The organism is Pseudomonas sp. RC2C2, from assembly GCF_018390435.1.
In the GTDB taxonomy this organism is placed as follows: Bacteria; Pseudomonadota; Gammaproteobacteria; order Pseudomonadales; family Pseudomonadaceae; genus Aquipseudomonas; species Aquipseudomonas donghuensis.
In genome coordinates, this window is sequence record NZ_JAHBAX010000001.1 from 3,158,830 (window position 1) to 3,181,425 (window position 22,596).

Sequence of the window (22,596 nt, forward strand, 5' to 3'; positions counted from 1 at the left end):
TTCTGCTTTGCTGCAATCCAAGGCTGGCATAGATCCGAATCAGATCCGCTGCACTTTCGAATTACAGTAGGAGCTTGTCCATGTTCACCATGCGTCGTTTGATTATCGTCGCTACCGCTGCCGCGCTGATGTCCGGTTGTGCCAGCCCCAACCCGTATGACAGCCAGGGTCAGGCGCAGCAGGGTTCCACAGGGATGAGCAAAACTGCCAAGTACGGCGGCCTGGGCGCGCTGGCCGGTGCCATTGCCGGTGCCGCCATCGACCATAACAACCGCGGCAAGGGTGCGCTGATCGGCGCTGCCGCGGTGGGCGCCGCCGCCGCAGGTTATGGCTACTACGCCGACAAGCAGGAAGCTGCCCTGCGTGAGAGCATGGCCAACACCGGTGTCGAGGTTCAACGCCAGGGCGATCAGATCAAGCTGATCATGCCGGGTAACATCACCTTCGCCACCGACTCGGCCAACATTGCCCCGAGCTTCTACTCGCCGCTGAACAACCTGGCCAACTCCTTCAAGCAGTTCAACCAGAACACCATTGAAGTGGTCGGCTACACCGACAGTACCGGCAGCCGTCAGCACAACATGGACCTGTCGCAACGTCGGGCGCAATCGGTGGTCAGCTACCTGACCTCCCAGGGTGTTGACCCGAGCCGCGTCAGCGCCCGTGGCCTGGGCCCGGACCAGCCGATCGCCAGCAACGCCGACGCCAACGGCCGCGCGCAGAACCGTCGGGTAGAGGTCAACCTCAAGCCGATTCCTGGGCAGCAGTACCAGTAAGTTGCAAGATGTAAGAAAGGGGAGCCTGGCTCCCCTTTTTTGTGCCTGCAGTGGCCTCATCGCTGGCAAGCCAGCTCTCACAGAGGCCTGGTTAGCATCCTGCAACAGCCTTGGGCTGGTAGTTTGAGCGTCCTAGGACCTATCCTACGAATTCTGTCGCCCTGCAGATGATTGCTCCGGGGGAAGTACGCCACTAGGCTCACCGGGTCGCTGATGTATCAGCGATCGGGTTTGGCGACCTGGAGCAAACAAAAGACTGCACCATGTGAATGCTTGTCGGCGTTAAGTTGCGCTGACTTCACTTTATGGTGGCTGTGCGCGGGAGGGCTTCGGCCCTGCCGGGTTTCCCTTTTGGCTCGGTTCGCCAATCCGCGTACAGCCGCCACCCCTTCGTTTGGCGACGAGTCGGTGGCTGCTCCATTCCAAAAGGAGCTTCATCATGAAAAAAATCGTTCCAGACCCACCTGAATTCCACCTTCTCGAAACCACAGAAACCCCATTCGGCCTCTGCGATGCTGGTCATCCACAGTTATTCGCCGTGCGCGCCGGGGTCAATGTCGAAGATGCGCTGGTGCATGCATCGCTGTATTTGAAGTGCGCAAGCCTGACCGGGCCGCTGGCGGTCGAGCATACCTGTGAGCCGGGGCGAGGGTTTCTTCAGGCGACCCTGCATTCCCATGAAATGGCCAAGGCATTGATTGATGCGTTGCTCGATGGGCTGGAGAGCCGTGTGATCAGGATGCCAGGCGGCGCCTGAGTTGCGAGCGCGTTGCGCTCGATCGCTGGCAAGGCCAGCTCCCACAGGTCCGGTGTGTGCCCAGATTAATTGTGGAAGCCGGCTTTGCCGGCGATACGGTAGGTCAGGCGACTCAGCTTGGGCTTCTGGTAGTGATTGTCAGTACATCGGTATAAACGATGACCACAGACTGGCCGACCTTGAGATTTTTCATGCGGGCCTGAAGGTCAGGGTCTTCGACCTTCACGACCTTTTGCGGGCCCTCAGGTGGCGTCAGCGTTACCTCATGGGTTTTCAGGTCGATCTTGGTGATCTTCGAGGTGACCTTGATCTGCCGAAATGCCTCACCACCTGGGTTAGGGTTGTCCTTGGTGGCGCGAATGACACCGGCCTCCTTGCTGATGCCCGGGGCCTTGGTGAGGTCGGTTTCGAGCACAGTAGCAACCGAGCGGTTGACTGTGATGTTGACCAGGTCGCCGACCTTGAGGTTATGCAGGTCCTTGGCCTGTTCGCTCACCTGGATCGGCACCTCAGAGTTCTCAGGCCCTGCCACCGTAACGACGCGCTTATCGAGGTCAACGGCAAGGACTTTGGTATTGACCACATCCTCAGTGGCGACAGCGTCGATCAGGATGTCTTCTGCCTGCACCGTGAAACTGGCTGCAGACAGAAGTGAAACAACAGCAAAAGCATGGGCAAAGCGGCGCAGCGGTTTCATAGGCTTACGTTCCTTGTGATTGCTAGTGAAATCATCGTAGGAAGTGAGCATAGATGCTGTCCGGCAAATTACCCGTCGGCGTTTTGTCGCAGCCGTTCGAGCAAGGCGTCCTTATCGCTCCACAGCTGGTTGATCCATTGCTGGAAGGCCAGGCGATAGGTCTCATCCTGGTCGTAGTTCCTGCCCAGGAACTCGGCCGGAATCGCCAGTTCCTCGAAGTGCACGACAATGTGCCTGACCCGCCCGCACAGCAAGTCCCAGAAGCCTGGCGCCCCGTTTGGATAGTGAATGGTGACGTTGATGATCGACTGCAGTTGCTCGCCCATGGCATCGAGCACAAAGGCAATACCGCCGGCCTTGGGCTTGAGCAAGTGCTTGAACGGCGACTGCTGCTGGCGATGCTTGGCCTGCGTGAACCGCGTGCCTTCGGCGAAGTTGAAGATTGCCGTCGGCTTGCCGCGAAACTTGGCGCAGGTGCGGCGGGTGGTTTCCAGGTCCTTGCCGGCCTTTTCCGGGTGCTTGGCCAGGTACGCCTTGGAGTAGCGCTTCATGAACGGGAAGCCCAGCGCCCACCAGGCCAGGCCGATCACCGGCACCCAGATCAGTACCTGCTTGAGGAAGAACTTCAGCGGGCGGATACGGCGGTTGAGCACGTACTGCAGTACCAGGATATCGACCCAGCTCTGGTGGTTGCTGGTGACCAGGTAGCTGTGCTGGTAGTCCAGCCCGGCCAGGCCCTCGACCTGCCAGCGGGCCTTGCCCAGCAGGTTGATCCAGGCGTTGTTGTTGCTGATCCAGGTTTCGTGGATGTGGCGCATCAGTTCATCGGTGAGCCGCTGCGCCGCGGCGAACGGCAGCAACAGCTTGAACAGGCTGACGATGAACAACGGGGTGCAGCAGACGATGGTGTTGAGCCCCAGCAGCAACGAGGCGATAACCCCGCGCAGCGGCGCGGGTAGCAATCCGAGCATGTTCAACTATCCAGTGAGCGGTTGGCCTGAATGGCGGTCAGGGCGATGGTGTAGACGATGTCGTCGACCTGGGCGCCGCGCGGCAGGTCGTTGACCGGCTTGCGCAGGCCTTGCAGCATCGGCCCCAGGCTTACGCAATCGGCGCTGCGCTGCACGGCCTTGTGGGTGGTGTTGCCGGTGTTCAGGTCGGGGAACACGAACACGGTGGCGCGGCCGGCCACTTGACTGTTGGGCGCCAGTTGCCGGGCGATGTCCAGGTTGGCCGCAGCGTCGTACTGCAAGGGGCCGTCGATCAGCAGGCCGCGCTGGGTTTCCTGGGCCAGCAGGGTGGCTTCGCGAACCTTCTCGACCTCTTCGCCACTGGCCGAATCACCGCTGGAGTAGCTGATCATCGCCACCCGCGGGGCAATACCGAAGGCTTCGGCGGAGTCGGCGCTCTGCAGGGCGATTTCCGCCAGCTCATGGGCCGTTGGGTGCGGGTTCATCACGCAGTCGCCGTACACCAGCACCTGCTCGGGGAACAGCATGAAGAACACCGACGACACAAGGCTGCAGCCCGGCGCGGTCTTGATCAGTTGCAGGGCCGGGCGGATGGTGTTGGCGGTGGAGTGCACCAGGCCCGACACCAGGCCGTCGACCTCGTCCAGGGCCAGCATCATGGTGCCGATCACCACCGGGTCTTCCAGTTGTTGCTCGGCCATCGGTGCATTGAGGCTCTTGCTCTTGCGCAGGCTGACCATCGGCTCGACGTAGCGCTCGCGGATCAGGTCCGGGTCAAGGATCTCCAGGCCTTCGGGCAAGGTAATGCCCTGGGCGCGGGCCACGGCCTGAACGTCGTCGGGCTTGGCCAGCAGCACACAGCGGGCAATACCGCGGGCCTGGCAGATGGCGGCGGCCTGCACGGTCATCGGCTCGGCGCCTTCGGGCAGGACAATGCGCTTGTTGGCCTGCTGGGCGCGCTGGATCAACTGGTAGCGGAACACGGCTGGCGACAGGCGCAGCTCGCGCGGGGTGCCGCAGCGCTGGTGCAGCCAGTCGGCGTCCAGGTAGCTGGCGACGAAATCGGTGATCAGCTCCGCGCGCTCGCGGTCATCCACCGGGATTTCCTTGTTCAGGCCGTTGAGCTGGTTGGCGGTGTCGTAGGAGCCGGTGCTTACCGACAGGACCGGCAAGCCGGCCAGCAGCGCGCCCTGGCACAGTTCAAGGATGCGCGGGTCGGGCTTGCTGTCGCTGGTCAGCAGCAGGCCCGCCAGCGGTACACCGTTGATCGCCGCCAGGCTCACGGCGAGGATGATGTCGTCGCGATCCCCCGGGGTCACCACCAGCGTGCCGGGCTTGAGCAGCGGCACGGTATTGGCCACGGTGCGGGCGCAGATGATGATCTTGTTCATCCGCCGGGTTTCGTAGTCGCCGGCATTGAGTACCTGGGCGCCGAGCAGTTCGGCCACGTCGCGGGTGCGTGGGTCGTTGAGGCCGGCCTGGAAGGGGATGCAGCCGAGCAGGCGGAAGTCGCCGCCGCGCAGCAGCGGCGAATGCTCGACCAGGCGCGCGGCGAAGGCGCTCATGTCCTCGTCGGTGCGCACCTTGTTGAGAATTACCCCGAGCACTTTCGGGTCGCGTGGCCCGCCAAACAGCTGGGCCTGCAGTTCGACGCGCCCGGACAGCTCGGTGAGCACCTCGTTTTCCGGTGCCGACACCAGGATCACTTCGGCATCCAGGCTCTTGGCCAGGTGCAGGTTGACCCGCGCGGCGTAGCTGGCGTGGCGGGTCGGGACCATGCCTTCGACCACCACCACGTCCTTGCCGATGCAGGCCTGCTGGTAGAGAGTAATGATTTCCTCGAGCAGCTCATCCAGCTGGCCGTCGCCCAGCATACGCTCGACATGGGCCAGGCTCAGCGGCTGCGGTGGCTTGAGGCCATGGGTGCGGGCAACCAGTTCGGTGGAGCGTTCCGGGCCGGTATCGCCCGGGTGCGGCTGGGCAATCGGCTTGAAGAAGCCAACCTTCAACCCGGCACGCTCCAGGGTGCGCACCAGGCCCAGGCTGATGGAGGTCAGGCCGACGCCAAAGTCGGTCGGCGCGATAAAAAATGTCTGCATGCGAGCTTCTCGAAATGAGCTGTGCAAAAGAATCAATTGCCAAGGGTATCGCTATCGACCCCCCGAGCGCACCCGTCGCAAATATCCGGCAACCCGTTTGTCCGGGTTGCGTTCGCTTTCAGGCGAGGCCTTGGTTACACTTGTTCGTTCTACATTCTTATGCAAAAGGTCTCGCCCCATGCTGATCGCCGCCAAAAAGGCTGTCTCCATCGACTATACCCTGACCAACGACGCTGGTGAGGTCATCGACAGCTCCGCCGGCGGCGCTCCGCTGGTCTACCTGCATGGCGCAGGCAACATCATTCCGGGCCTGGAAAAAGCCCTGGAAGGTAAAACCACCGGTGACGAGCTGGACGTTGCCGTCGAGCCGGAAGACGCCTACGGCGAATACCTGGCCGAGCTGGTCAGCACCCTGAACCGCAGCATGTTCGAAGGTGTCGACGAGCTGGAAGTGGGCATGCAGTTCCACGCTTCGGCGCCGGATGGCCAGATGCAGATCGTCACCATTCGCGACCTGGACGGCGACGACGTCACCGTCGACGGCAACCACCCACTGGCTGGCCAGCGCCTGAACTTCAAGGTCAAGGTCGTCAACGTGCGTGATGCCAGCGAAGAAGAAGTAGCCCATGGCCACGTCCATGGCGAAGGTGGCCATCACCACTGATTTTCTGCGCTAAGCTCAGAGAGTCGCGAAGGCGCCCGGGCAAGTCCGTCGCTCCAGCAGGGGAAGACGGCTTGGCAGGGCGCCTTTTTGATGGGCTGGTTTTACTGATTGCAGCTCGCAGCGGCAACCGGGATCTGGAAAGGGGAGTACGTCATGAGTGCATTTCACGACCTGAAGCTGCAGGCACTGAATGGCCAGGAGTTGCCTCTGGCGCCGTTCAAGGGCCAGGTGGTGCTGGTGGTCAATGTCGCCTCCAAGTGTGGCCTGACCCCACAGTATGCGGCGCTGGAAAACCTCTATCAGCAGTACAAGGGCAAAGGCTTCAGTGTGCTGGGCCTGCCGTGCAACCAGTTTGCCGGCCAGGAGCCAGGGACTGAAGAAGAAATCCAGAAGTTCTGCAGCCTGAACTACGGCGTGAGCTTTCCGTTGGGCAGCAAGCTTGAAGTCAACGGCCACGACCGTCATCAGCTGTATCGCTTGCTGGCGGGTGAAGGCGCCGAGTTTCCGGGCGATATCACCTGGAACTTCGAGAAGTTTCTGGTCGGTAAGGACGGCCGCGTGCTGGCGCGTTTCTCGCCACGTACCGCGCCGGATGATCCGACAGTGGTGCAGGCGATCGAGAAGGCTTTGGCCTGATCGGCCCTATCGCGGGCAAGCCCGCTCCTACAGAAGTGTAGGAGCGGGCTTGCCCCGCGATGCTGTTCAATCACCCAGATCAATAGTACTGGGCCACCCGAACGGCTCCCCCTATCCTCAGGCGCATTCCCCATTCCCTGGAGCGCCCCATGTCCGCCAACGCACTCTTCACTCCCTTCCAACTGGGCACCCTCGCGCTGCCAAGCCGGGTGGTCATGGCACCGATGACCCGTACCTTCTGCCCTGGCGGCGTACCGCACGCGCAAGTGGTGGAATACTACCGCCGCCGCGCCGCGGCAGGCGTCGGCCTGATCATCACTGAAGGCACCACGGTCGGCCACAAAGCCGCCAATGGCTACCCGAATGTGCCGCGTTTTTACGGGGAAGACGCCCTGGCCGGCTGGAAAAAAGTCGTCGAAGCCGTGCATGCCGAAGGCGGACGCATCGTTCCGCAGCTCTGGCACGTGGGTAGCGTGCGCCGCCTGGGCACCGAGCCGGATGCCAGCGTGTCGGGCCATGGTCCGAGCGAGAAGCTCAAGGATGGCCAGGTGGTGGTGCACGGCATGACCAAGGCCGATATCCGTGAAGTGATCGAGGCTTTTGCTCAGGCTGCCCGCGACGCCCAGGCCATTGGCATGGACGGTGTCGAGATCCATGGCGCCCATGGCTACCTGATCGACCAGTTCTTTTGGGACGCCAGCAACCAGCGCAGCGACGAGTATGGTGGCGACCTGGCTGGCCGTTCGCGATTTGCCATCGAGCTGATTGAGGCGGTGCGCGCGGCGGTGGGCCCGGACTTCCCGATCATTTTCCGCTTCTCGCAGTGGAAGCAGCAGGATTACAGCGCGCGCCTGGTGCAGAGCGCCGAGGCGCTGGGGGCGTTCCTGCAGCCGTTGGTCGACGCCGGTGTGGATATCTTCCATTGCTCGACCCGGCGCTTCTGGGAGCCGGAGTTCGAAGGCTCGGACCTCAACCTGGCCGGCTGGACCCGCCAGCTCACCGGCAAGCCGACCATCACCGTCGGTAGCGTCGGCCTGGATGGCGAGTTCCTGCAGTTCATGGTCGCCACCGACAAAGTGGCACAGCCGGCTAGCCTTGAGAACCTGCTCAAGCGCCTGAACAACGACGAGTTCGACCTGGTGGCGGTCGGCCGGGCGCTGCTGGTGGACCCAGACTGGGCAGCCAAAGTGCGTGATGGCCGCGAGCAGGACATCCTGCCGTTCAGCCGTGAGGCGTTGACGACTCTGGTTTGATTGCAAGTGCTGCCGGGCTCGGGCGCGCAACGTTGCCCTGGCCCTGGCGGCAGGCTGCCTGCAAGTGCGCTTCGAACTGCTCGACAATCGCCGGCCAGCCCTGGCGGCTGGCGTGCTGGCGGGCATTGAGGCGCACCCGGCGCAGGGTTTCCGGCTCTTCCAGCAACCAGGCGGCGGCATCGATAAAGGCCGCTTCGTCACCCGGCATGGCCAGTGCGCCGCTGTGCCCGTGGCGGATGTGCTGGGCTGCTGCCGCTTCATCGTAGGCGACCACGCCCAGGCCTGAAGCCAGGGCTTCAAGCACCACATTGCCGAAGGTTTCGGTCAGGCTGGGAAACAGGAACACATCCCCCGAGGCATAGTGCTCGGCCAGCGTTTCGCCACGCTGGGCGCCGCAGAACACTGCGCCCGGCAGGTGTTGTTCAAGCATGCTGCGCTGGGGCCCGTCACCCACTACGATCAGCTTGATGCGCCGCTGTGGATACTGCTGCTGCAGGGCCTCCAGGCACGGCTGGAGCAAACCGAGGTTCTTCTCGGCGGCCAGGCGCCCGACATGCAGCAGGGCGATATCGTCATCGCCCAGGCCCCATTGTTCACGCAACGCCTGATTGCGCCGTGCCGGGTTGAACAGCTGGCTGTCGACCCCGCGGGCCATCAGGCTGAGATTATCGAAGCCGCGCCGTTCCAGCTCCAGGCGCTGGCTGAGGCTGGGCACCAGGGTGGTGTGGGTGCGCCGGTGGAACCAGCGCAGGTAGTGGGTCAGCAGGCGCGCCAGCAGGCCCAGGCCGTACTCGCTGGAGTATTGCTGGAAGTTGGTGTGAAAACCGCTGACCACAGCAATCCCCAGGCGCCGCGCCGCGCGCAGGGCGCTCAGGCCCAGCGGGCCTTCGGTGGCGATGTACAGCACGTCGGGGCGTTGCCGGCGCCAGCGGCGGATCAACTTGTGCATCGACACCTGGCCCCACTGCAAACCCGGATACCCCGGCAACGGCCAGCCCCGGCACAACAGCAGGTTTTCATCGCTGGCAGAGGGCTGTTCGGCCAGTTGCCGCGGGCGCACCAGCTCGACCCGGTGACCGCGCGAGCGCAAGCCATCGCTGAGGCGGCCAAGGGTATTGGCCACGCCGTTGATTTCCGGTGGGAAGGTTTCACTGATCAGGGTGACATGCAGGGACGGTGTGCTCATGAAGCCAGTGTCGACCGCCCGGATTGCCGCTCTGTGACCAATAAATGACAGATCGATGACGCCTGATTACCGGCGGTTTTCAGCGCTTAAATATTTCCCAGCAAGTGACTCAAGATTGCCTGGCCAGCAGCCGATGCAGAGGCATTCGAATGACTGGTTTCGCTCCGGGAGAGCGTCATGTTCAACAGCAAACTCAAGAAAGAAATCCTCCAGCTGCGTGAAGACCTGCAGTCCATGGAACAGGTCAAAAGCAGCCTCGACAGCGAGATGCTGGTGTTACAACTCGACCCTCAAGGGCGAATCGAATCGGTCAACAGCAACTTCGAAAAAGAGATGCTCTATAGCGGCCATCAACTGATTGGTCGCAACATCGAGGAAATCGTTCCCCCGCACGTCAAGCAGCTCGACTTTTACCAGCGCATGAAGCACGCCATCACCCGTGGCGAGCACCTCAATGGCGCCTTCCGCCTGCTGCGCGGCAATGGCCAGGAAGCCTGGTTGCGGTCGATCCTGCAGCCGGTGAAAAACAGCGAAGGGCGGATCAAGTACTTCTCCCTGCATTCGAGCGACCTGACCCGCACCATCGAAACCTCCCGCGAGCACGAAAGCCTGATCAAGGCGCTGATGCGCTCCACGGCGGTGATCGAGTTCAACCTCAATGGTGAAGTGCTGACCGCCAACGACCGCTTTCTGCAGACCATGGGCTATAAGCTCGATCAGGTCGTGGGCAAGCACCACCGCTTGTTCTGCGAGCCTGAGGAGTACAACTCGGTGGCCTATCAGGCCTTCTGGGACAAACTGCGCCATGGTGAGTTCGTCGCCGAGCGCTTCAAGCGGATCGATGCCCATGGCCGTGTGGTGTGGCTGGAGGCGTCCTACAACCCGATCATCGATGCCCACGACGTGCTCTACAAAGTGGTCAAGTTCGCCACGGTGATCACCGACCAGGTCAACCAGGAAACCGCCGTAGCCCAGGCTGCCGACATCGCCTACAACACCTCGCTGGAAACCGACGCCTGTGCACGCAAGGCCACTGAGGTGGTGACCCAGACCGTGGACGTCATGCGCGGCCTGGAAACCTACATGCAGGAAGCCGCCGAAGGCATCGAGGCGCTGGACAAGCAGTCGCAGGTGATCGGTTCGATCATCAAGACCATCAGCGACATCGCCGGGCAGACCAACTTGCTGGCCCTCAACGCCGCCATCGAAGCCGCCCGTGCCGGCGAGCAGGGGCGCGGCTTTGCCGTGGTTGCCGACGAGGTCCGGCAACTGGCCTCGCGCACCAGCACCGCCACCGAAGAAATCGCTCGCGTGGTGCAGCAGAATGAGCAATTGGCCAAGGCGGCGGTGGATATCATCGACAGCAGCAAGCGCCAGGCCGAGCAGGGCCTGTCCCTGGCCGGGCAGACCGGTACGGTGATCGTCGAGATTCAGGACGGTGCGCAGAAGGTAGTCAATGCGGTGGGGCAGTTCTCCAACCAGCTGTCGAACTGATGGCTGCGCCGCGTAGCCGGGCGGCTACGCGGCCAGGGCTCAGGTGCGTTCGCGCACCCAGAACAGCGTGGCGCCGGCCACTGCGGCCGGCATCATCAGGATGTTGAGGAAGGGCACCAGCAACACCAGGTACACCGAACCGCCAAAGCCCAGGCTCTGCCAGCGTTTTTCGCGCAGCCAGGCGAGCATGTCCTGCCAGCTCATCTTGTGGTTATCCGCCGGGTAGTCGATGTACTGGATAGCCATCATCCAGATACCGAACAGCAGCCACAGCGGCGCGGCGATGATGTTCACCACCGGGATCAGCGAGAGGATGAACAGGCCGATCGCCCGTGGCAGGAAGTAGCCGAGCTTGCGCGCCTCGCGACCGAGGGTGCGTGGCACCATGGCCATGAGCTCCGCCCAGCTGAAGGCCGGGAAGTCATCGGTGCCGCGCACCACCACTTCGACCTTTTCTGCCAGGAAACCATTGAACGGCGCGGCAATGACGTTGGCCAGCATGGTAAAGGTGAAGAACACCATCAGCCCGACCAAAACCACGAACAGCGGCCACAGCACGTAGTTGAGAAAGCTCAGCCAGCTCGGCAGGCTGGGCATCAGCGAATCGACCCAGAGGCTGAACTGATGGCCGGCAAAGTAGATCAGGCCGACGAACAGCAGCAGGTTGACCGCCAGCGGCAGCAACACGAACAGGCGCAGGCTCGGGCTCAGGACCAGTTTCAGCCCTTCGCGCAGGTACTGTGGGCCAGAGAGGACAGGGGCTTGCATAAAGGGGAAGGCTCCGGGTAAAGGCAAACGCGCTGACCTTACCGAGTTTGTGCGCCTGGCGAAAGCGCGGTGCAGAGCGAGAAACGGGCTGTAACAAAACCTCGGCAGCATCCCGGGCAGGGCTTCATAGATAAACCACGAGCGCTTTTGTTGATAAATAGAGCAGGCCTATAAGGTGGATTGTCTAAGGATATTTCCTTAATCTCTGCCACCTCGCTAAAGTGCGCACATCTTTTCAACGCCTTCGAATTCTGATTTTCAAGGAGTTTCCATGAGCATTCTGGTCAACAAGCAAGCCCCTGATTTCGATGCGGCGGCGGTGTTGGGCGACGGTTCGATCGTCGACAGCTTCAAGCTTTCTTCCCTGCGCGGCAAATACGTCGTGCTGTTCTTCTGGCCGCTGGACTTCACCTTTGTCTGCCCGTCGGAAATCATTGCCCACAACAATCGCATGGACAAGTTCCGCGAGCTGGGTGTGGAAGTGGTCGGTGTGTCCATTGACTCGCAGTTCACCCACCACGCCTGGCGCAGCACCCCGGTCGAGAAGGGCGGCATCGGCGCGGTCGAGTTCACCATGGTAGCCGACGTCAAGCACGAGATTACCCGTGCCTACGGTATCGAGCACGATGACGGCGTGGCCCTGCGTGCCTCGTTCCTGATCGACCAGCAAGGCGTTGTCCAGCACCAGGTGGTCAACAACCTGCCGCTGGGCCGCGAAGTCGACGAGATGATCCGCCTGGTCGAAGCCCTGCAGTTCACTGAACAGCACGGTGAAGTCTGCCCGGCCGGCTGGCGCCCTGGCCAGAAAGGCATGAAGGCCGACGCCAAGGGCGTTGCCGACTACCTGGCCGAGAACGCCGCCAGCCTGTAAGGCTGCGATTCAACGTTTTTCAGGACCTGCGGCCAAAAGCCTTCCCCAAGTGCTTCGCAGGTTCTTTTTTATTCCAGCCGGTGATCCCGGCGATACGATGCGGGCAATTGAACGCCCGCTCGACAGGAGTGTGACATGTCTGAAGTACGTCATTCGCGAGTGATTATTCTCGGTTCCGGCCCTGCCGGTTACAGCGCTGCCGTGTACGCCGCGCGCGCCAACCTCAAGCCGCTGCTGATCACCGGCATGCAGGCCGGCGGCCAGCTGACCACCACCACCGAAGTCGACAACTGGCCGGGCGACGCCCACGGCCTGACCGGCCCGGCGCTGATGCAACGCATGCAGGAACACGCCGAGCGTTTCGAGACCGAAGTGGTGTTCGACCACATCAATGCCGTTGACCTGGCCAGCAAGCCGTTCACCCTCAAGGGCGACAGCGCCACCTACACCTGCGATGCATTGATCATCGCCACCGGTGCCAGCGCTCGCTACCTGGGCCTGCCATCGGAAGAAGCGTTCATGGGCAAGGGCGTTTCCGCCTGCGCGACCTGCGACGGCTTCTTCTACCGCAACAAGCCGGTGGCCGTGGTCGGTGGGGGTAACACCGCTGTTGAGGAAGCCCTGTACCTGGCCAATATCGCCAGCAAGGTCACCCTGGTTCACCGCCGCGAGACCTTCCGCGCCGAGAAGATCCTGGTCGACAAGCTCAACGCCCGCGTGGCCGAAGGCAAGATCGAGCTGAAACTCAACGCCACCCTGGACGAAGTGCTGGGTGACAATATGGGTGTCACCGGCGCGCGTCTGAAGAACAACGACGGCAGCTTCGACGACATCAAGGTCGATGGCGTGTTCATCGCTATCGGTCACACCCCGAACACCTCGCTGTTCGAAGGCCAGCTGACCTTGAAAGACGGCTACCTGGTGGTGAATGGCGGCCGTGACGGCAACGCCACTGCGACCAACGTTGAAGGTGTGTTCGCTGCCGGTGACGTGGCTGACCATGTTTACCGTCAGGCCATTACCTCGGCCGGTGCCGGTTGCATGGCGGCGCTGGATGTCGAGCGCTACCTGGACGGCCTGCAGAACGCAGCGCTCTGATAGAGTCAATCTAAAAAAAACCGGCCCTAAGGCCGGTTTTTTTATACCTGCAGTCAGCCTCAGAGGCTAAGGCGCATCGACAGATCCACCGCCTTTACATCCTTGGTCATCGCCCCGATCGAGATGTAGTCCACACCCGTTTCAGCAATCACCCGCAGGGTGCTTTCAGTCACGCCGCCACTGGCTTCAAGCTTGGCCTTGCCGCCGTTCAGGCGCACCGCTTCGCGCATGTCATCCAGGCTCAGCTCATCGAGCATGATGATGTCGGCGCCCGCATCCAGGGCTTCTTTGAGCTCGTCCAGGCTTTCTACCTCGATCTCCACCGGTTTGCCTGGGGCAATGCGGTGGGCGGCGGTGATTGCCTCGGCGATACCGCCACTGGCGGCGATGTGGTTTTCCTTGATCAGGAACGCGTCGTACAGGCCAATGCGGTGGTTGTGGCAACCGCCGCAGGTGACCGCGTATTTCTGCGCCAGACGCAAGCCGGGCAGGGTCTTGCGGGTGTCGAGCAACTTGACCTGGGTGTCGGCGACCTTGTCGGCGAGAAATTGCGCGTGCGTGGCAACGCCCGACAGCATCTGCAGGAAGTTCAGCGCCGAGCGCTCGCCACTGAGCAGCGAACGCGCCGGGCCTTCAAGGTTGAACAGCACCTGGTTGGCGCTGGCGCGGTCGCCATCCTTGACCTGCCAGTGCACCGCCACCCGCGGGTCGAGCTGACGGAACACCGCATCGACCCAGGCCGTGCCGGCAATCACGCAGTCGTCGCGGGTAATGATGGTGGCCTTGGCCAGGCGCTCGGCCGGGATCAACTGGGCGGTGATGTCGCCGCTGCCGATGTCTTCGAGTAACGCACGGCGCACGTTGGCTTCGATTTCGGCGGTCAGGTCGGCGAGGCGTAAATTCGGCATGGCGGGCTCCACAAGCTAAGTGCCCGGGATTATAGGGCAGGGCAGCCTGCGCTTGCAGCAAACACTGCAGGGGTGGCCAACGCTTGACCTTTGGTCAGGCCGAATGAGCGTTTTACCCGGACCAGGGTCTATCGGCAGCAGCGTGCCGTGCACTGGCGAGTGAAGGGTTTTTACTCGATAATGCGCCTTGTATTTGGCGTCATAGCTTTGACGAGCGTTCAAGCGCTCAAAACCGAACCGGCAAGGAGACCAGGATGCACAACGACGGGAAGGTGGTGCCGATCAAGGCCATCACCGAACAGGCGCACAATGCGCCCCTCGCTCGTCTGCCGGTGGTGCTTCTTCAGGTCCGTGACAAGGCCGCGCTGCAGCTGCGCCAAAGCCTGCAGGCGCTATTCGACAACGCTGACGATACGCTGTTCGAGATGGCCGACAAGGCCGCCAACAATGTTGAACAGAACATCCTTTTCGAAGCCATGCGCGACCTGCGCCTCAAGCGCAAGAACATCGAGCGCGGCTATCTCGACCACTTCTATGAAGCCTTCGTGCAGATCGGTCAGTCCGATGCACTGCCGGCCCTGCGTAGCGATGCCTGCGAGCGCCTGACCCTGGTGGCCAACGATGAGCTGGAGCGCAACATGGCCCTGGATGCCATGGTCGCGCGGGTACTGGCGCGCGACGGCATCGCCCTGAACCAGTTGACCTTGCGCTTCGGCGCCCTGGTGGGCCAGACGCTGGACGATGCGCGCAACCCGCTGGGCCCGGCGATGCTCTGTGATTATTTTTTGCGCGCCGGGCGCAGCCTGGGAGTGGGGATCAAGGTCAAACTGATCATTCTCAAGCTGTTCGAGCGTTATGTGCTGCAGGATGCCGACCCGTTGTACGGCGAAGCCAACCAGTTGTTGATCGCCACCGGCGTGCTGCCCGAGCTCAAGGCCGTGCCGCGACGCCGGGCTCGGGAGCGGCCACTGGCCGAATGCGAGCCGTCGGCCAGCCAGGGCGACAGCAAACCGCACAGCAACCCGCTGGATGCCAACGGCCAGGCGGTGTTCGCCTCGCTGCAGGCCTTGCTCTCGCCGGTACGCGGGCGTGTTGCCCCGCGCCTTGAGGCTTGCGAGCAGGTGCAGGCGATCAGCACCCGTGACCTGTTGCGCCTGCTCTCGCACCTGCAGCACTACGTGCCGCCTACCTCTGAGAGTGACGATTTCGACCTGCACCAACAGCTGCAACAACTGCTGACCCGGGTCAGCGTCAAAAGCGGCACCTACCGCAAGATCGAGGTGGTCGACGAGGATGTCATCAACCTCATTGCCATGCTCTTCGAGTTCATCCTTGGCGATCGCAACCTGCCGCACTCGCTGCGAGCCCTGATTGGTCGCCTGCAGATCCCGATGCTCAAGGTGGCGGTGCTCGACAAGAGCTTCTTCAGCCGCAGCAACCACCCGGCCCGGCGCTTGCTCAACGAGATTGCCACGGCGGCCATGGGTTGGGGAGCCAGCGATGATTGCCAGCGCGACAGCCTGTACCTGCGAGTGGAAAAAATCGTTCAGCGCCTGCTCAGCGACTTTGTCGATGACCCGGCGATCTTCTCTGAACTGCTCGCCGAGTTTCTTGCCTTCAGCAGTGACGAGCGACGCCGCAATGAGTTGCTTGAGCAGCGCACCCGCGATGCCGAAGAAGGCCGCGCACGTACCGCACTGGCGCGTCAGCGGGTGCAGCAGGAATTCAATCAGCGCCTGCTTGGCCGTTCGTTGCCGCGGGTGGTGGTGCGCTTTCTCGAACAGGCCTGGAGTCAGGTGCTGTTGCTCGCCTGTCTCAAACACGGCGACACCTCTCGCCAATGGCTTGAAGCGCTGGAAACCATGGATGAACTGATCTGGAGCGTGCAGCCGCACAGTGACGAGCAGGCACGCCTGCGCCTGCTGGAACTGGTGCCGGGGCTACTCAAGGCGTTGCGCGATGGCCTCGCCGGCGCCGCGTTCGATCCCTTTGCCACCAGCGAGTTCTTCGCCCAGCTCGAAACCCTGCATGTGCAGCTGTTCGATACCGCGGTGGAGGGCGGGCGCGTTATCCCTGTCAATGCCAGCGAACGGGTGCTGGTGCTCGATGAAATCGTCTTGCGTGCCCCCGAAGGCGGTGAGTCGGAAGCTTCCCTGGTGCGCCTGGCCGATGACGACCCGGCGTTGTTGCAGGTCGAGCGTCTGCGTATTGGCGCCTGGGTCGAGTTGATCGGCGACGATGAAGTGCAGCGCTGCAAGCTGATTGCCCAGATCGACAGCACCGACCGTTTCATTTTCGTCAACCGTACCGGGCTCAAAGTCCGCGAATGGTCGCGCATGGCCCTGGCCGTGGCCTTGCGCCGCGGCCATGTACGCTTGCTGGACGACACCCTGTTGTTCGACCGGGCACTGGACTCGGTGCTCAGCCAGTTGCGCCAGGCGCAGGCACGCTAGATTCCTACGCGTTTTAACGATGCAACTATAGCCACCACGGGGCATACTGAGCCGGTGCCCCCGTGTCTCAGGATTTTCTATGCAACTGGACCGCGCTACTGGCTGGTTCGCCGGCGTCTGCCATTGTCCTTCGCCCAATTGCAATGCCCGCGCCGAAGGCGAAGTCATCTCCCTGCTGGTTATCCACAACATCAGCCTGCCGCCGGCGCAATTTGGTACCGGTAAGGTCCAGGAGTTCTTCCAGAACCGGCTGGATGCCAGCGAGCACCCCTATTTCGAAGGCATCAAGCACCTGCGCGTGTCGGCGCATTTCCTCATCGAACGTGACGGCAAGGTCACGCAGTTTGTCTCCTGTCTGGAGCGTGCCTGGCATGCCGGGGTGTCCTGTTTCGAGGGGCGCGAGGCGTGCAACGACTTTTCCATCGGCATCGAGCTTGAAGGCACTGACGAGCTGCCCTTCACCGATGCCCAGTACCAGGCACTGCAAGCATTGACCCGGCAGATCCAGGACGCCTGGCCGGCCATTGGCACTGAACGGATTCAGGGCCACAGCGACATTGCTCCGGGACGCAAGACCGACCCCGGTGGCGCTTTTGACTGGCTGCGCTACCGCGCAAGCCTCAAGGACAAGGAGGACGAAGCATGAGTTTTCTGGTGTTGTTGCTGGTGTTGTGGTTCGAGAAGTTCTCGGCCCTGCGCCAGCGTCTGCAACGCGACGGTTTTTATGTCACCGAACTTACCCGCCTGGAGCGTGACGGCAGGCGCCATCCCTGGTGGGTGCTGACCATCCTGGTGTTGCTGCCGGTGGCCTTGCTGGCCTTGCTGCTGCACGTGCTGGAGCCGGTGGCCTATGGCTTGCTGGCCTTGCCGGTGCACCTGCTGGTGCTGATCTACAGCCTCGGCCGGGGCGACATCAAGGCCGCCCAAGGGCCGTTTCGCGATGCCTGGCGGCGCGGTGACGAGCAAGCAGCGGTGCATGTCGCCGAGCGCGACCTGGGTTTGACCGCCGACAATGCCCAGGCCCTGCTGGAGCGGGTGCAGGGCAACCTGTTGTGGCAGGCCTACCAGAGCTTTTTTGCGGTGATTTTCTGGTACTTCCTCCTCGGCCCGGCCGCAGCCCTGGCGTATCGGCTGCTGGCACTGACCGCCGAGCATGGGCGTACCCCTGTGCTGCGCGACCATGCCTTGCAACTGCGCCACGCCTTTGACTGGGCGCCGGTGCGCGTGCTGGGCGTCAGCTTCGCCCTGGTCGGCAACTTCGTTGCAGTCAGCCGGGTGATGTTGCACGAACTGCTGAACTGGCACATCAGCGCGGCCGGCTTGATCGACTCGGTCGGCCGCGTCGCCGCTGAACTGCCCGGCAACGCGTCGGCAGGCCCCGATGGCCTGCTCGGCCTCGACAACCTGTGGGAGCTGCTGCTGCGCTCGGCAGTGCTCTGGTACGCCTGTTTCGCCCTGTGGACCGTGCTCGGCTAAAGCCCATCGCGGAGCGGCCGTTGGTCGCTCCGCTGCCGGTTAACCTTAAGTTACAAACCCCCGATCCGATATGCGCTATACAGGTGTTGCTGAATACGTTCGGTGGCCTTGTGCCACTGTGGGGGCGCAAACCGCAATCGCGGGGCAAGCCCGCTCCTACAGAGGATGGTGCAAAGGCAGGAACCGTAAAAACAATAAGAATCGGAGGGCACCACCCTTGAAGAGCCTGTTGTATCCGGCCATCGCGCTGATGAACCGCCTGAGCTTCGGGATGAAGTTCAGCCTGATCAGTATTCTGTTTTTCCTGCCCATGCTGGTCACCAACTACTACCTGGTCCGCGATTCCTATGCGCAGTTCCATGCCACCCGCACCGAACTGCAGAGCCTGGAACTGCTCGGCAGCAGCCTGGCCTTGCGCGGTGACGTGGAAACCCTCGGCAACCTGGTGCAGATCAACGCCGTGCTCGGTCAGTCGGGCAAGGCCGAGGATGTCGAGGCGCAGATCGCCAGCGTCGAGCAACAGGTGCAGAGCCGCTTGTCCGGCTTGATTGCAGTGAGCGGTGACGAGGCCCAGGCCAAGGCTTTCGATGGCAAGCGCGCCGAGATGCTCGAGACGCTCAAAACCGCCCAAAGCGAGACCTCGCTGTTGAGCAAGGTGGCGCTTTTCGACAAGCTGCTGGGCCAGGCCCAGGTACTGAGCAAGGTGATTGCCAGCCAGGCCGGGCTCAGCCAGGACAGCGACTCGGCGATCCGCCAGCTGAGCGAACTGATGACCACGGTGACCCCGCAAGTTACCCAGACGCTCGGCGAAGGGCGGGCCATCGGCTCGTATTCGCTAGGCCAGGGCTTTGTCAATTCGGCCTCCAGCGCGCGCTTCGATGACCTGTTGTTGAAACTGGAAAAACTCGGCGCCGACTATGCCATCCGCCTGGATGAGGCGCTTGCCACCGAGCCCGGCGCGCAGGTCAGGCTTGGCAGCCTGGGCAACAGCAGCCAGGCGTCGCTCAAGCAGGCCAGCGAGCTGATCGAAGAACAGGTTGTGGTGGCCGACACCCTCGATGCACCGTGGCCGGGGTTCTACAAGCAGATTAGCGGCTTGATGGCGCAGACCTACACGCTCAATACCGCCATTGGCGAGTTTCTCGGCCAGCAGCTCGAGCAGCGTCTGGCCGAGCACCGGTTGCACATGATTTTGCTGGTGTCGGCGCTGGCGGCCGTATTCCTGCTGATTGTCTACCTCTATAGCGGCTTTTACGCCTCGACCCGCAATACCCTGAAAAGCCTCGGTGCGGTGATGGACAAGGTTGCCGCCGGCGACATGACGGCGAATTTCCAGGCCAGCAGCCGCGATGAACTGGGTGAGTTGGGCCAGGTGTTCAACGGTACGGTGCGGCGCATCCATGACCTGATCGAGCAGGTCGGCCATACCGTCGCCGAGGTCGAGCGCCAGGCCGAGCAGGTGCATGCGGTATCGGCGCGCAGCAACCAGGCGGTCAGTGGCCAGCGCGGGCAGATCGAGCAGGTGGCCACGGCCATGAACCAGATGTCGGCAACTGCCCAGGAGGTAGCGCGCAGCGCTGCGGCGGCAGTCAGCAGCGCCCATAGCGTCAACCAGGAAACCGTCAGCGGGCGTGGCCTGGTGGAAACCCAGCAAGGCAATATCGCCCGCCTGGCCGGCGAGATCGATCAGTCGGTGGCGGTGATCAACCAGCTGGCCAGCGACAGCCAGGCCATCAGCCGGGTACTGGAGGTGATCAAGAGCATCGCCGAGCAGACCAACCTGCTGGCCCTCAATGCCGCCATCGAGGCGGCCCGGGCGGGCGAGCAGGGCCGCGGTTTTGCCGTGGTTGCCGATGAGGTGCGCACCCTGGCCAAGCGCACCCAGCAGTCCACCGAAGAGATCGAGCAGATGATCTCGCGCCTGCAGGGTGGGGTAGGGGCCGCAGTCAAGGCCATGGACAGCAGCCATCAGATGGCTTCGGGCACGGTTGGCGAATCGCAGCAGGTGCAGCAGGCGCTGGAGAACATCCTTGGCGCCATTGGCAGCATCGTCGACCAGAACCAGCAGATCGCTGCGGCGGTGGAGCAGCAGACGGCGGTGGCCCACGACATCGACCAGAACATCGTCGAGATCAACCGGGCGGCGGAAAACACCACCCAGGGCGCGCACCAGACCGAGGACGCCAGCCGCCAGCTGTCGACCCAGGTGCTGGAACTCAAGCGCCTGATCGGTGCGTTCCGGGTCTGAGATCAGCGGTTGCTGAAGTTTTCCACGCTGTGACAAAGTAGCGCCCTGAAGGATTCCAGGGGGCCGGATGTGTCGGCAACGCTGCGGGTGTAGTCTCACCCTCACAGCACACGGAACCTCGAGTCCAAGCGATTCGGCTCCCTCAGCAAATTCACTGACGAGGTACAGACATTGGCCATTATCCATCCCAAAGTCCGCGGTTTTATCTGCACCACTACGCACCCGACCGGTTGCGAGCTGAACGTACGTGATCAGATCGAAGCCACCCGCAAGCAGGGCGTGCGCGAGGATGGTCCGAAAAAGGTCCTGGTGATCGGTGCTTCCAGCGGTTACGGCCTGGCGGCGCGCATCACCGCCGCCTTCGGCTTCAAGGCCGATACCCTGGGCGTGTTCTTTGAAAAGCCGGGCACCGAGACCAAGGCCGGTACTGCGGGCTGGTACAACGCTGCCGCTTTCGACAAGTTCGCCAAGGCCGAAGGCCTGTACAGCAAGTCGATCAACGGCGACGCCTTCTCTGACGAAGCGCGGGCCAAGGTCATCGAGCTGATCAAGAACGAAATGGGCGGCCAGGTCGACCTGGTGGTCTACTCCCTGGCGTCGCCGGTGCGCAAGCTGCCACAGACTGGCGAGCTGGTACGCTCGGCCCTCAAGCCAATTGGCCAGCCGTACAAGTCAACCGCCATCGACACCAACAAAGACACCATCATCGAGGCATCCATCGAGCCTGCCAGCGAGCAGGAAATTGCCGACACCGTCACCGTCATGGGTGGTCAGGACTGGCAGCTGTGGATCGACGCCCTGGACGCCGCCGGTGTTCTGGCGCCGCAAGCGCGCACCGTGGCCTTCAGCTACATCGGCACTGAAATCACCTGGCCGATCTACTGGCACGGCGCCCTGGGCAAGGCCAAGATGGACCTGGACGAAACCGCCAAGCGCCTGGAGCAGAAGGTCGGTGGTGGCGCCAACGTCGCGGTACTGAAATCCGTGGTCACCCAGGCCAGCTCGGCCATCCCGGTGATGCCGCTGTACCTGTCGATGGTCTTCAAGATCATGAAAGAGAAGAACGTTCACGAAGGTACCCAGGATCAGCTCGACCGCCTGTTCCGTGACCGTCTGTACCGTGCCGATGGCGCGCCGGCGGCGCTGGACGAAGAAGGCCGCCTGCGTCTGGACGACTGGGAGCTGCGCGACGACGTACAGGATGCCTGCAAGGCCCTGTGGCCGCAGGTGACCACCGAGAACCTGTTCGAAATTACCGACTACGCCGGTTACAAGAAGCAGTTCCTCAACCTGTTCGGTTTCGAGCGTCAGGATGTTGACTATGACGCCGATGTGGCTACCGACGTACGGTTCGACTGCATAGAGCTGTAAGTAGCACTTGCCAAGTGTTTGTTGCTGCACCTGTTTTTAACCGGGTGCGGCAACATTTTCAGCCTTGAAACAATTTGAAACAAGTCCATTTCTGGCCCTTTGCTACTCCCGCGCCGCCACTGTTCTATACCACTCTCTACATGCCCTTTTAAACCGTCAAGGTTTCGACAGGAGGCACCATGAGTGGGCTACAAAAACTAAAAGAGCGGATCAGGCAAAAGGGTCTGCAAAAAGTCCTCAAAACCCTCTATGAGCGTTACATCTTCTTCCATTGGGAGTTGCTGTGGATGGAACGCGACCTGGTCAGCCCGGTACCGCCGCACAACCTGCGCGACCATCCTGCGGTACGCCTGGTGGACATTACCGCGGAAAACGCCGATGCCTTCGCCCGCTATTTTGGCGACCGCGTGCAGACCATGCGCGAGCTGGCCGCCGAAGGCCATACCGGGCACATGTACCTGGATGAACAAGGCGATGCCGTAGGGTTCATCTTTGCCAGCATGCGCGACTATCACGACCGTCATTATTACGGCTGCACCTTCCCGGTGAAGCCCGGTGAGTTCTTTGAATTCGGCGGCGAAATGACCCGCGCCTACTTTGGCACTCGTTTGTCGGCAGATGCCCAGGTCAGCCTGTGGGAGACCATGCGCGCCAAGGGTTGCCACACAGTGGTGGATGTCTGTGAAACCCACAATATCCCGGCGCTCAAGATGCATTTGCGCATGGGTTATCAAGAGCAGGGCCGGGTGACGCACGTGTATGGGGTGTTCGGGCGCTGGCGCCTGTTCCGCGAAACCCGCTACGATGGCTCGCGACTGAGCGACTTGCGCAAGGTCCCTGCACCGCAGGTAGCGGCTTCGGCGTGACAGA

General features: G+C 62.3%; 18 protein-coding genes and 5 pseudogenes. 16 read left to right on the forward strand and 7 right to left on the reverse strand.

Going from position 1 to position 22,596, the window contains the following annotated elements:
- Window positions 1-80 precede the first annotated feature (80 nt).
- Together KHO53_RS14530 and KHO53_RS14535 are read left to right on the forward strand one after the other, a co-directional pair.
- On the forward strand, window positions 81-776 hold the full coding sequence (locus tag KHO53_RS14530) for a YiaD family glycine zipper/OmpA-like lipoprotein (RefSeq protein WP_010225798.1): 696 nt from the start codon (window positions 81-83) through the stop codon (window positions 774-776).
- A 439-nt stretch (window positions 777-1,215) separates the two neighbouring features.
- On the forward strand, window positions 1,216-1,533 hold the full coding sequence (locus KHO53_RS14535; RefSeq protein WP_010225799.1) for a DUF3077 domain-containing protein: 318 nt from the start codon (window positions 1,216-1,218) through the stop codon (window positions 1,531-1,533).
- A gap of 112 nt (window positions 1,534-1,645) precedes the next feature.
- Here the strand turns inward: KHO53_RS14535 and KHO53_RS14540 are convergent, their stop codons facing one another.
- From KHO53_RS14540 to KHO53_RS25615, 4 genes and pseudogenes are all read right to left on the reverse strand, one after another.
- Window positions 1,646-2,230 (reverse strand): hypothetical protein, encoded by a 585-nt coding sequence (locus tag KHO53_RS14540; protein ID WP_159388111.1) that lies wholly within the window; start codon window positions 2,228-2,230, stop codon window positions 1,646-1,648.
- 68 nt (window positions 2,231-2,298) lie between these two features.
- A complete protein-coding gene (gene yihG, locus KHO53_RS14545) occupies window positions 2,299-3,201 on the reverse strand; it encodes a 1-acylglycerol-3-phosphate O-acyltransferase, YihG family (RefSeq protein WP_010225801.1) in 903 nt (300 codons plus the stop codon).
- A gap of 2 nt (window positions 3,202-3,203) precedes the next feature.
- Window positions 3,204-5,300, reverse strand: coding sequence for a phosphate acetyltransferase (pta, locus tag KHO53_RS14550; RefSeq protein ID WP_010225802.1), 2,097 nt, complete (start codon window positions 5,298-5,300; stop codon window positions 3,204-3,206).
- Between the two features lie 93 nt (window positions 5,301-5,393).
- Window positions 5,394-5,510: pseudogene (locus KHO53_RS25615) on the reverse strand (DUF3565 domain-containing protein); the annotation flags it as partial.
- Between KHO53_RS25615 and KHO53_RS14555 the strand changes: the two are divergent.
- The 3 genes from KHO53_RS14555 (at window position 5,479) to KHO53_RS14565 (ending at window position 7,853) form a co-directional block, all read left to right on the forward strand.
- Window positions 5,479-5,964 (forward strand): FKBP-type peptidyl-prolyl cis-trans isomerase, encoded by a 486-nt coding sequence (locus KHO53_RS14555; RefSeq protein WP_010225804.1) that lies wholly within the window; start codon window positions 5,479-5,481, stop codon window positions 5,962-5,964. The pseudogene KHO53_RS25615 and the gene KHO53_RS14555 sit on opposite strands and share 32 nt — an antisense overlap.
- A gap of 153 nt (window positions 5,965-6,117) precedes the next feature.
- The gene (locus tag KHO53_RS14560; RefSeq protein ID WP_010225806.1) at window positions 6,118-6,600 is read left to right on the forward strand and encodes a glutathione peroxidase; all 483 of its coding nucleotides are present in this window, start codon (window positions 6,118-6,120) and stop codon (window positions 6,598-6,600) included.
- A 149-nt stretch (window positions 6,601-6,749) separates the two neighbouring features.
- Entirely contained in the window at window positions 6,750-7,853 is a 1,104-nt protein-coding gene (locus tag KHO53_RS14565; RefSeq protein ID WP_213570445.1) for an NADH:flavin oxidoreductase, read from the forward strand.
- On the opposite strand, the gene KHO53_RS14570 is transcribed toward KHO53_RS14565, so the two are convergent.
- Entirely contained in the window at window positions 7,822-9,039 is a 1,218-nt protein-coding gene (locus tag KHO53_RS14570; RefSeq protein ID WP_036993864.1) for a glycosyltransferase family 4 protein, read from the reverse strand. The two genes, KHO53_RS14565 and KHO53_RS14570, sit on opposite strands and share 32 nt — an antisense overlap.
- Before the next feature lie 267 nt (window positions 9,040-9,306).
- Here KHO53_RS14570 and KHO53_RS26010 point away from each other — a divergent pair.
- A pseudogene (locus tag KHO53_RS26010) lies at window positions 9,307-9,942 on the forward strand (PAS domain-containing protein); the annotation flags it as partial.
- Between the two features lie 231 nt (window positions 9,943-10,173).
- Window positions 10,174-10,533, forward strand: a pseudogene (locus tag KHO53_RS26015) (methyl-accepting chemotaxis protein); the annotation flags it as partial.
- Window positions 10,534-10,572: 39 nt separating this feature from the next.
- Here KHO53_RS26015 and cysZ read toward each other — a convergent pair.
- Window positions 10,573-11,301, reverse strand: coding sequence for a sulfate transporter CysZ (gene cysZ / locus KHO53_RS14580; protein WP_010223550.1), 729 nt, complete (start codon window positions 11,299-11,301; stop codon window positions 10,573-10,575).
- Window positions 11,302-11,572: 271 nt separating this feature from the next.
- On the opposite strand from cysZ, the gene KHO53_RS14585 reads away from it, so the two are divergent.
- Window positions 11,573-12,172, forward strand: a complete 600-nt coding sequence (locus tag KHO53_RS14585; protein ID WP_010223549.1) for a peroxiredoxin — start codon at window positions 11,573-11,575, stop codon at window positions 12,170-12,172.
- Window positions 12,173-12,307: 135 nt separating this feature from the next.
- Window positions 12,308-13,270 (forward strand): thioredoxin-disulfide reductase, encoded by a 963-nt coding sequence (trxB, locus tag KHO53_RS14590; protein WP_010223548.1) that lies wholly within the window; start codon window positions 12,308-12,310, stop codon window positions 13,268-13,270.
- Between the two features lie 59 nt (window positions 13,271-13,329).
- Here trxB and nadC read toward each other — a convergent pair whose 3' ends face one another.
- Window positions 13,330-14,178 (reverse strand): carboxylating nicotinate-nucleotide diphosphorylase, encoded by an 849-nt coding sequence (gene nadC / locus KHO53_RS14595; protein ID WP_010223547.1) that lies wholly within the window; start codon window positions 14,176-14,178, stop codon window positions 13,330-13,332.
- Between the two features lie 254 nt (window positions 14,179-14,432).
- Here nadC and KHO53_RS14600 point away from each other — a divergent pair, with 254 nt between their 5' ends.
- From KHO53_RS14600 to KHO53_RS14625, 7 genes and pseudogenes are all read left to right on the forward strand, one after another.
- A complete protein-coding gene (locus KHO53_RS14600) occupies window positions 14,433-16,631 on the forward strand; it encodes a DUF1631 domain-containing protein (protein ID WP_100781943.1) in 2,199 nt (732 codons plus the stop codon).
- A 79-nt stretch (window positions 16,632-16,710) separates the two neighbouring features.
- Window positions 16,711-17,277, forward strand: a complete 567-nt coding sequence (gene ampD / locus KHO53_RS14605) for a 1,6-anhydro-N-acetylmuramyl-L-alanine amidase AmpD (RefSeq protein WP_010223545.1) — start codon at window positions 16,711-16,713, stop codon at window positions 17,275-17,277.
- A complete protein-coding gene (gene ampE, locus KHO53_RS14610; RefSeq protein ID WP_010223544.1) occupies window positions 17,274-18,107 on the forward strand; it encodes a regulatory signaling modulator protein AmpE in 834 nt (277 codons plus the stop codon). The genes ampD and ampE overlap by 4 nt, the downstream gene beginning before the upstream one ends.
- A 1,186-nt stretch (window positions 18,108-19,293) precedes the next feature.
- Window positions 19,294-19,500, forward strand: a pseudogene (locus KHO53_RS26020) (HAMP domain-containing protein); the annotation flags it as partial.
- Window positions 19,501-19,839: 339 nt separating this feature from the next.
- Window positions 19,840-20,355, forward strand: a pseudogene (locus tag KHO53_RS26025) (methyl-accepting chemotaxis protein); the annotation flags it as partial.
- Between the two features lie 171 nt (window positions 20,356-20,526).
- Window positions 20,527-21,726 carry an enoyl-ACP reductase FabV gene (gene fabV, locus KHO53_RS14620; protein WP_010223542.1) on the forward strand — a complete coding sequence of 400 codons (1,200 nt, stop codon included), beginning with the start codon at window positions 20,527-20,529 and terminating at the stop codon, window positions 21,724-21,726.
- Window positions 21,727-21,905: 179 nt separating this feature from the next.
- Window positions 21,906-22,592 carry a GNAT family N-acetyltransferase gene (locus KHO53_RS14625; protein ID WP_026001356.1) on the forward strand — a complete coding sequence of 229 codons (687 nt, stop codon included), beginning with the start codon at window positions 21,906-21,908 and terminating at the stop codon, window positions 22,590-22,592.
- Window positions 22,593-22,596 lie beyond the last annotated feature (4 nt).

Coding starts and splice junctions, on each gene's coding strand:
- KHO53_RS14530 (WP_010225798.1), top strand. CDS start 81: ATGTTCACCATGCGTCGTTTGATTATCGTCGCTACCGCTGCCGCGCTG.
- KHO53_RS14535 (WP_010225799.1), top strand. CDS start 1,216: ATGAAAAAAATCGTTCCAGACCCACCTGAATTCCACCTTCTCGAAACC.
- KHO53_RS14540 (WP_159388111.1), bottom strand. CDS start 2,230: ATGAAACCGCTGCGCCGCTTTGCCCATGCTTTTGCTGTTGTTTCACTT.
- yihG (WP_010225801.1), bottom strand. CDS start 3,201: ATGCTCGGATTGCTACCCGCGCCGCTGCGCGGGGTTATCGCCTCGTTG.
- pta (WP_010225802.1), bottom strand. CDS start 5,300: ATGCAGACATTTTTTATCGCGCCGACCGACTTTGGCGTCGGCCTGACC.
- KHO53_RS14555 (WP_010225804.1), top strand. CDS start 5,479: ATGCTGATCGCCGCCAAAAAGGCTGTCTCCATCGACTATACCCTGACC.
- KHO53_RS14560 (WP_010225806.1), top strand. CDS start 6,118: ATGAGTGCATTTCACGACCTGAAGCTGCAGGCACTGAATGGCCAGGAG.
- KHO53_RS14565 (WP_213570445.1), top strand. CDS start 6,750: ATGTCCGCCAACGCACTCTTCACTCCCTTCCAACTGGGCACCCTCGCG.
- KHO53_RS14570 (WP_036993864.1), bottom strand. CDS start 9,039: ATGAGCACACCGTCCCTGCATGTCACCCTGATCAGTGAAACCTTCCCA.
- cysZ (WP_010223550.1), bottom strand. CDS start 11,301: ATGCAAGCCCCTGTCCTCTCTGGCCCACAGTACCTGCGCGAAGGGCTG.
- KHO53_RS14585 (WP_010223549.1), top strand. CDS start 11,573: ATGAGCATTCTGGTCAACAAGCAAGCCCCTGATTTCGATGCGGCGGCG.
- trxB (WP_010223548.1), top strand. CDS start 12,308: ATGTCTGAAGTACGTCATTCGCGAGTGATTATTCTCGGTTCCGGCCCT.
- nadC (WP_010223547.1), bottom strand. CDS start 14,178: ATGCCGAATTTACGCCTCGCCGACCTGACCGCCGAAATCGAAGCCAAC.
- KHO53_RS14600 (WP_100781943.1), top strand. CDS start 14,433: ATGCACAACGACGGGAAGGTGGTGCCGATCAAGGCCATCACCGAACAG.
- ampD (WP_010223545.1), top strand. CDS start 16,711: ATGCAACTGGACCGCGCTACTGGCTGGTTCGCCGGCGTCTGCCATTGT.
- ampE (WP_010223544.1), top strand. CDS start 17,274: ATGAGTTTTCTGGTGTTGTTGCTGGTGTTGTGGTTCGAGAAGTTCTCG.
- KHO53_RS14625 (WP_026001356.1), top strand. CDS start 21,906: ATGAGTGGGCTACAAAAACTAAAAGAGCGGATCAGGCAAAAGGGTCTG.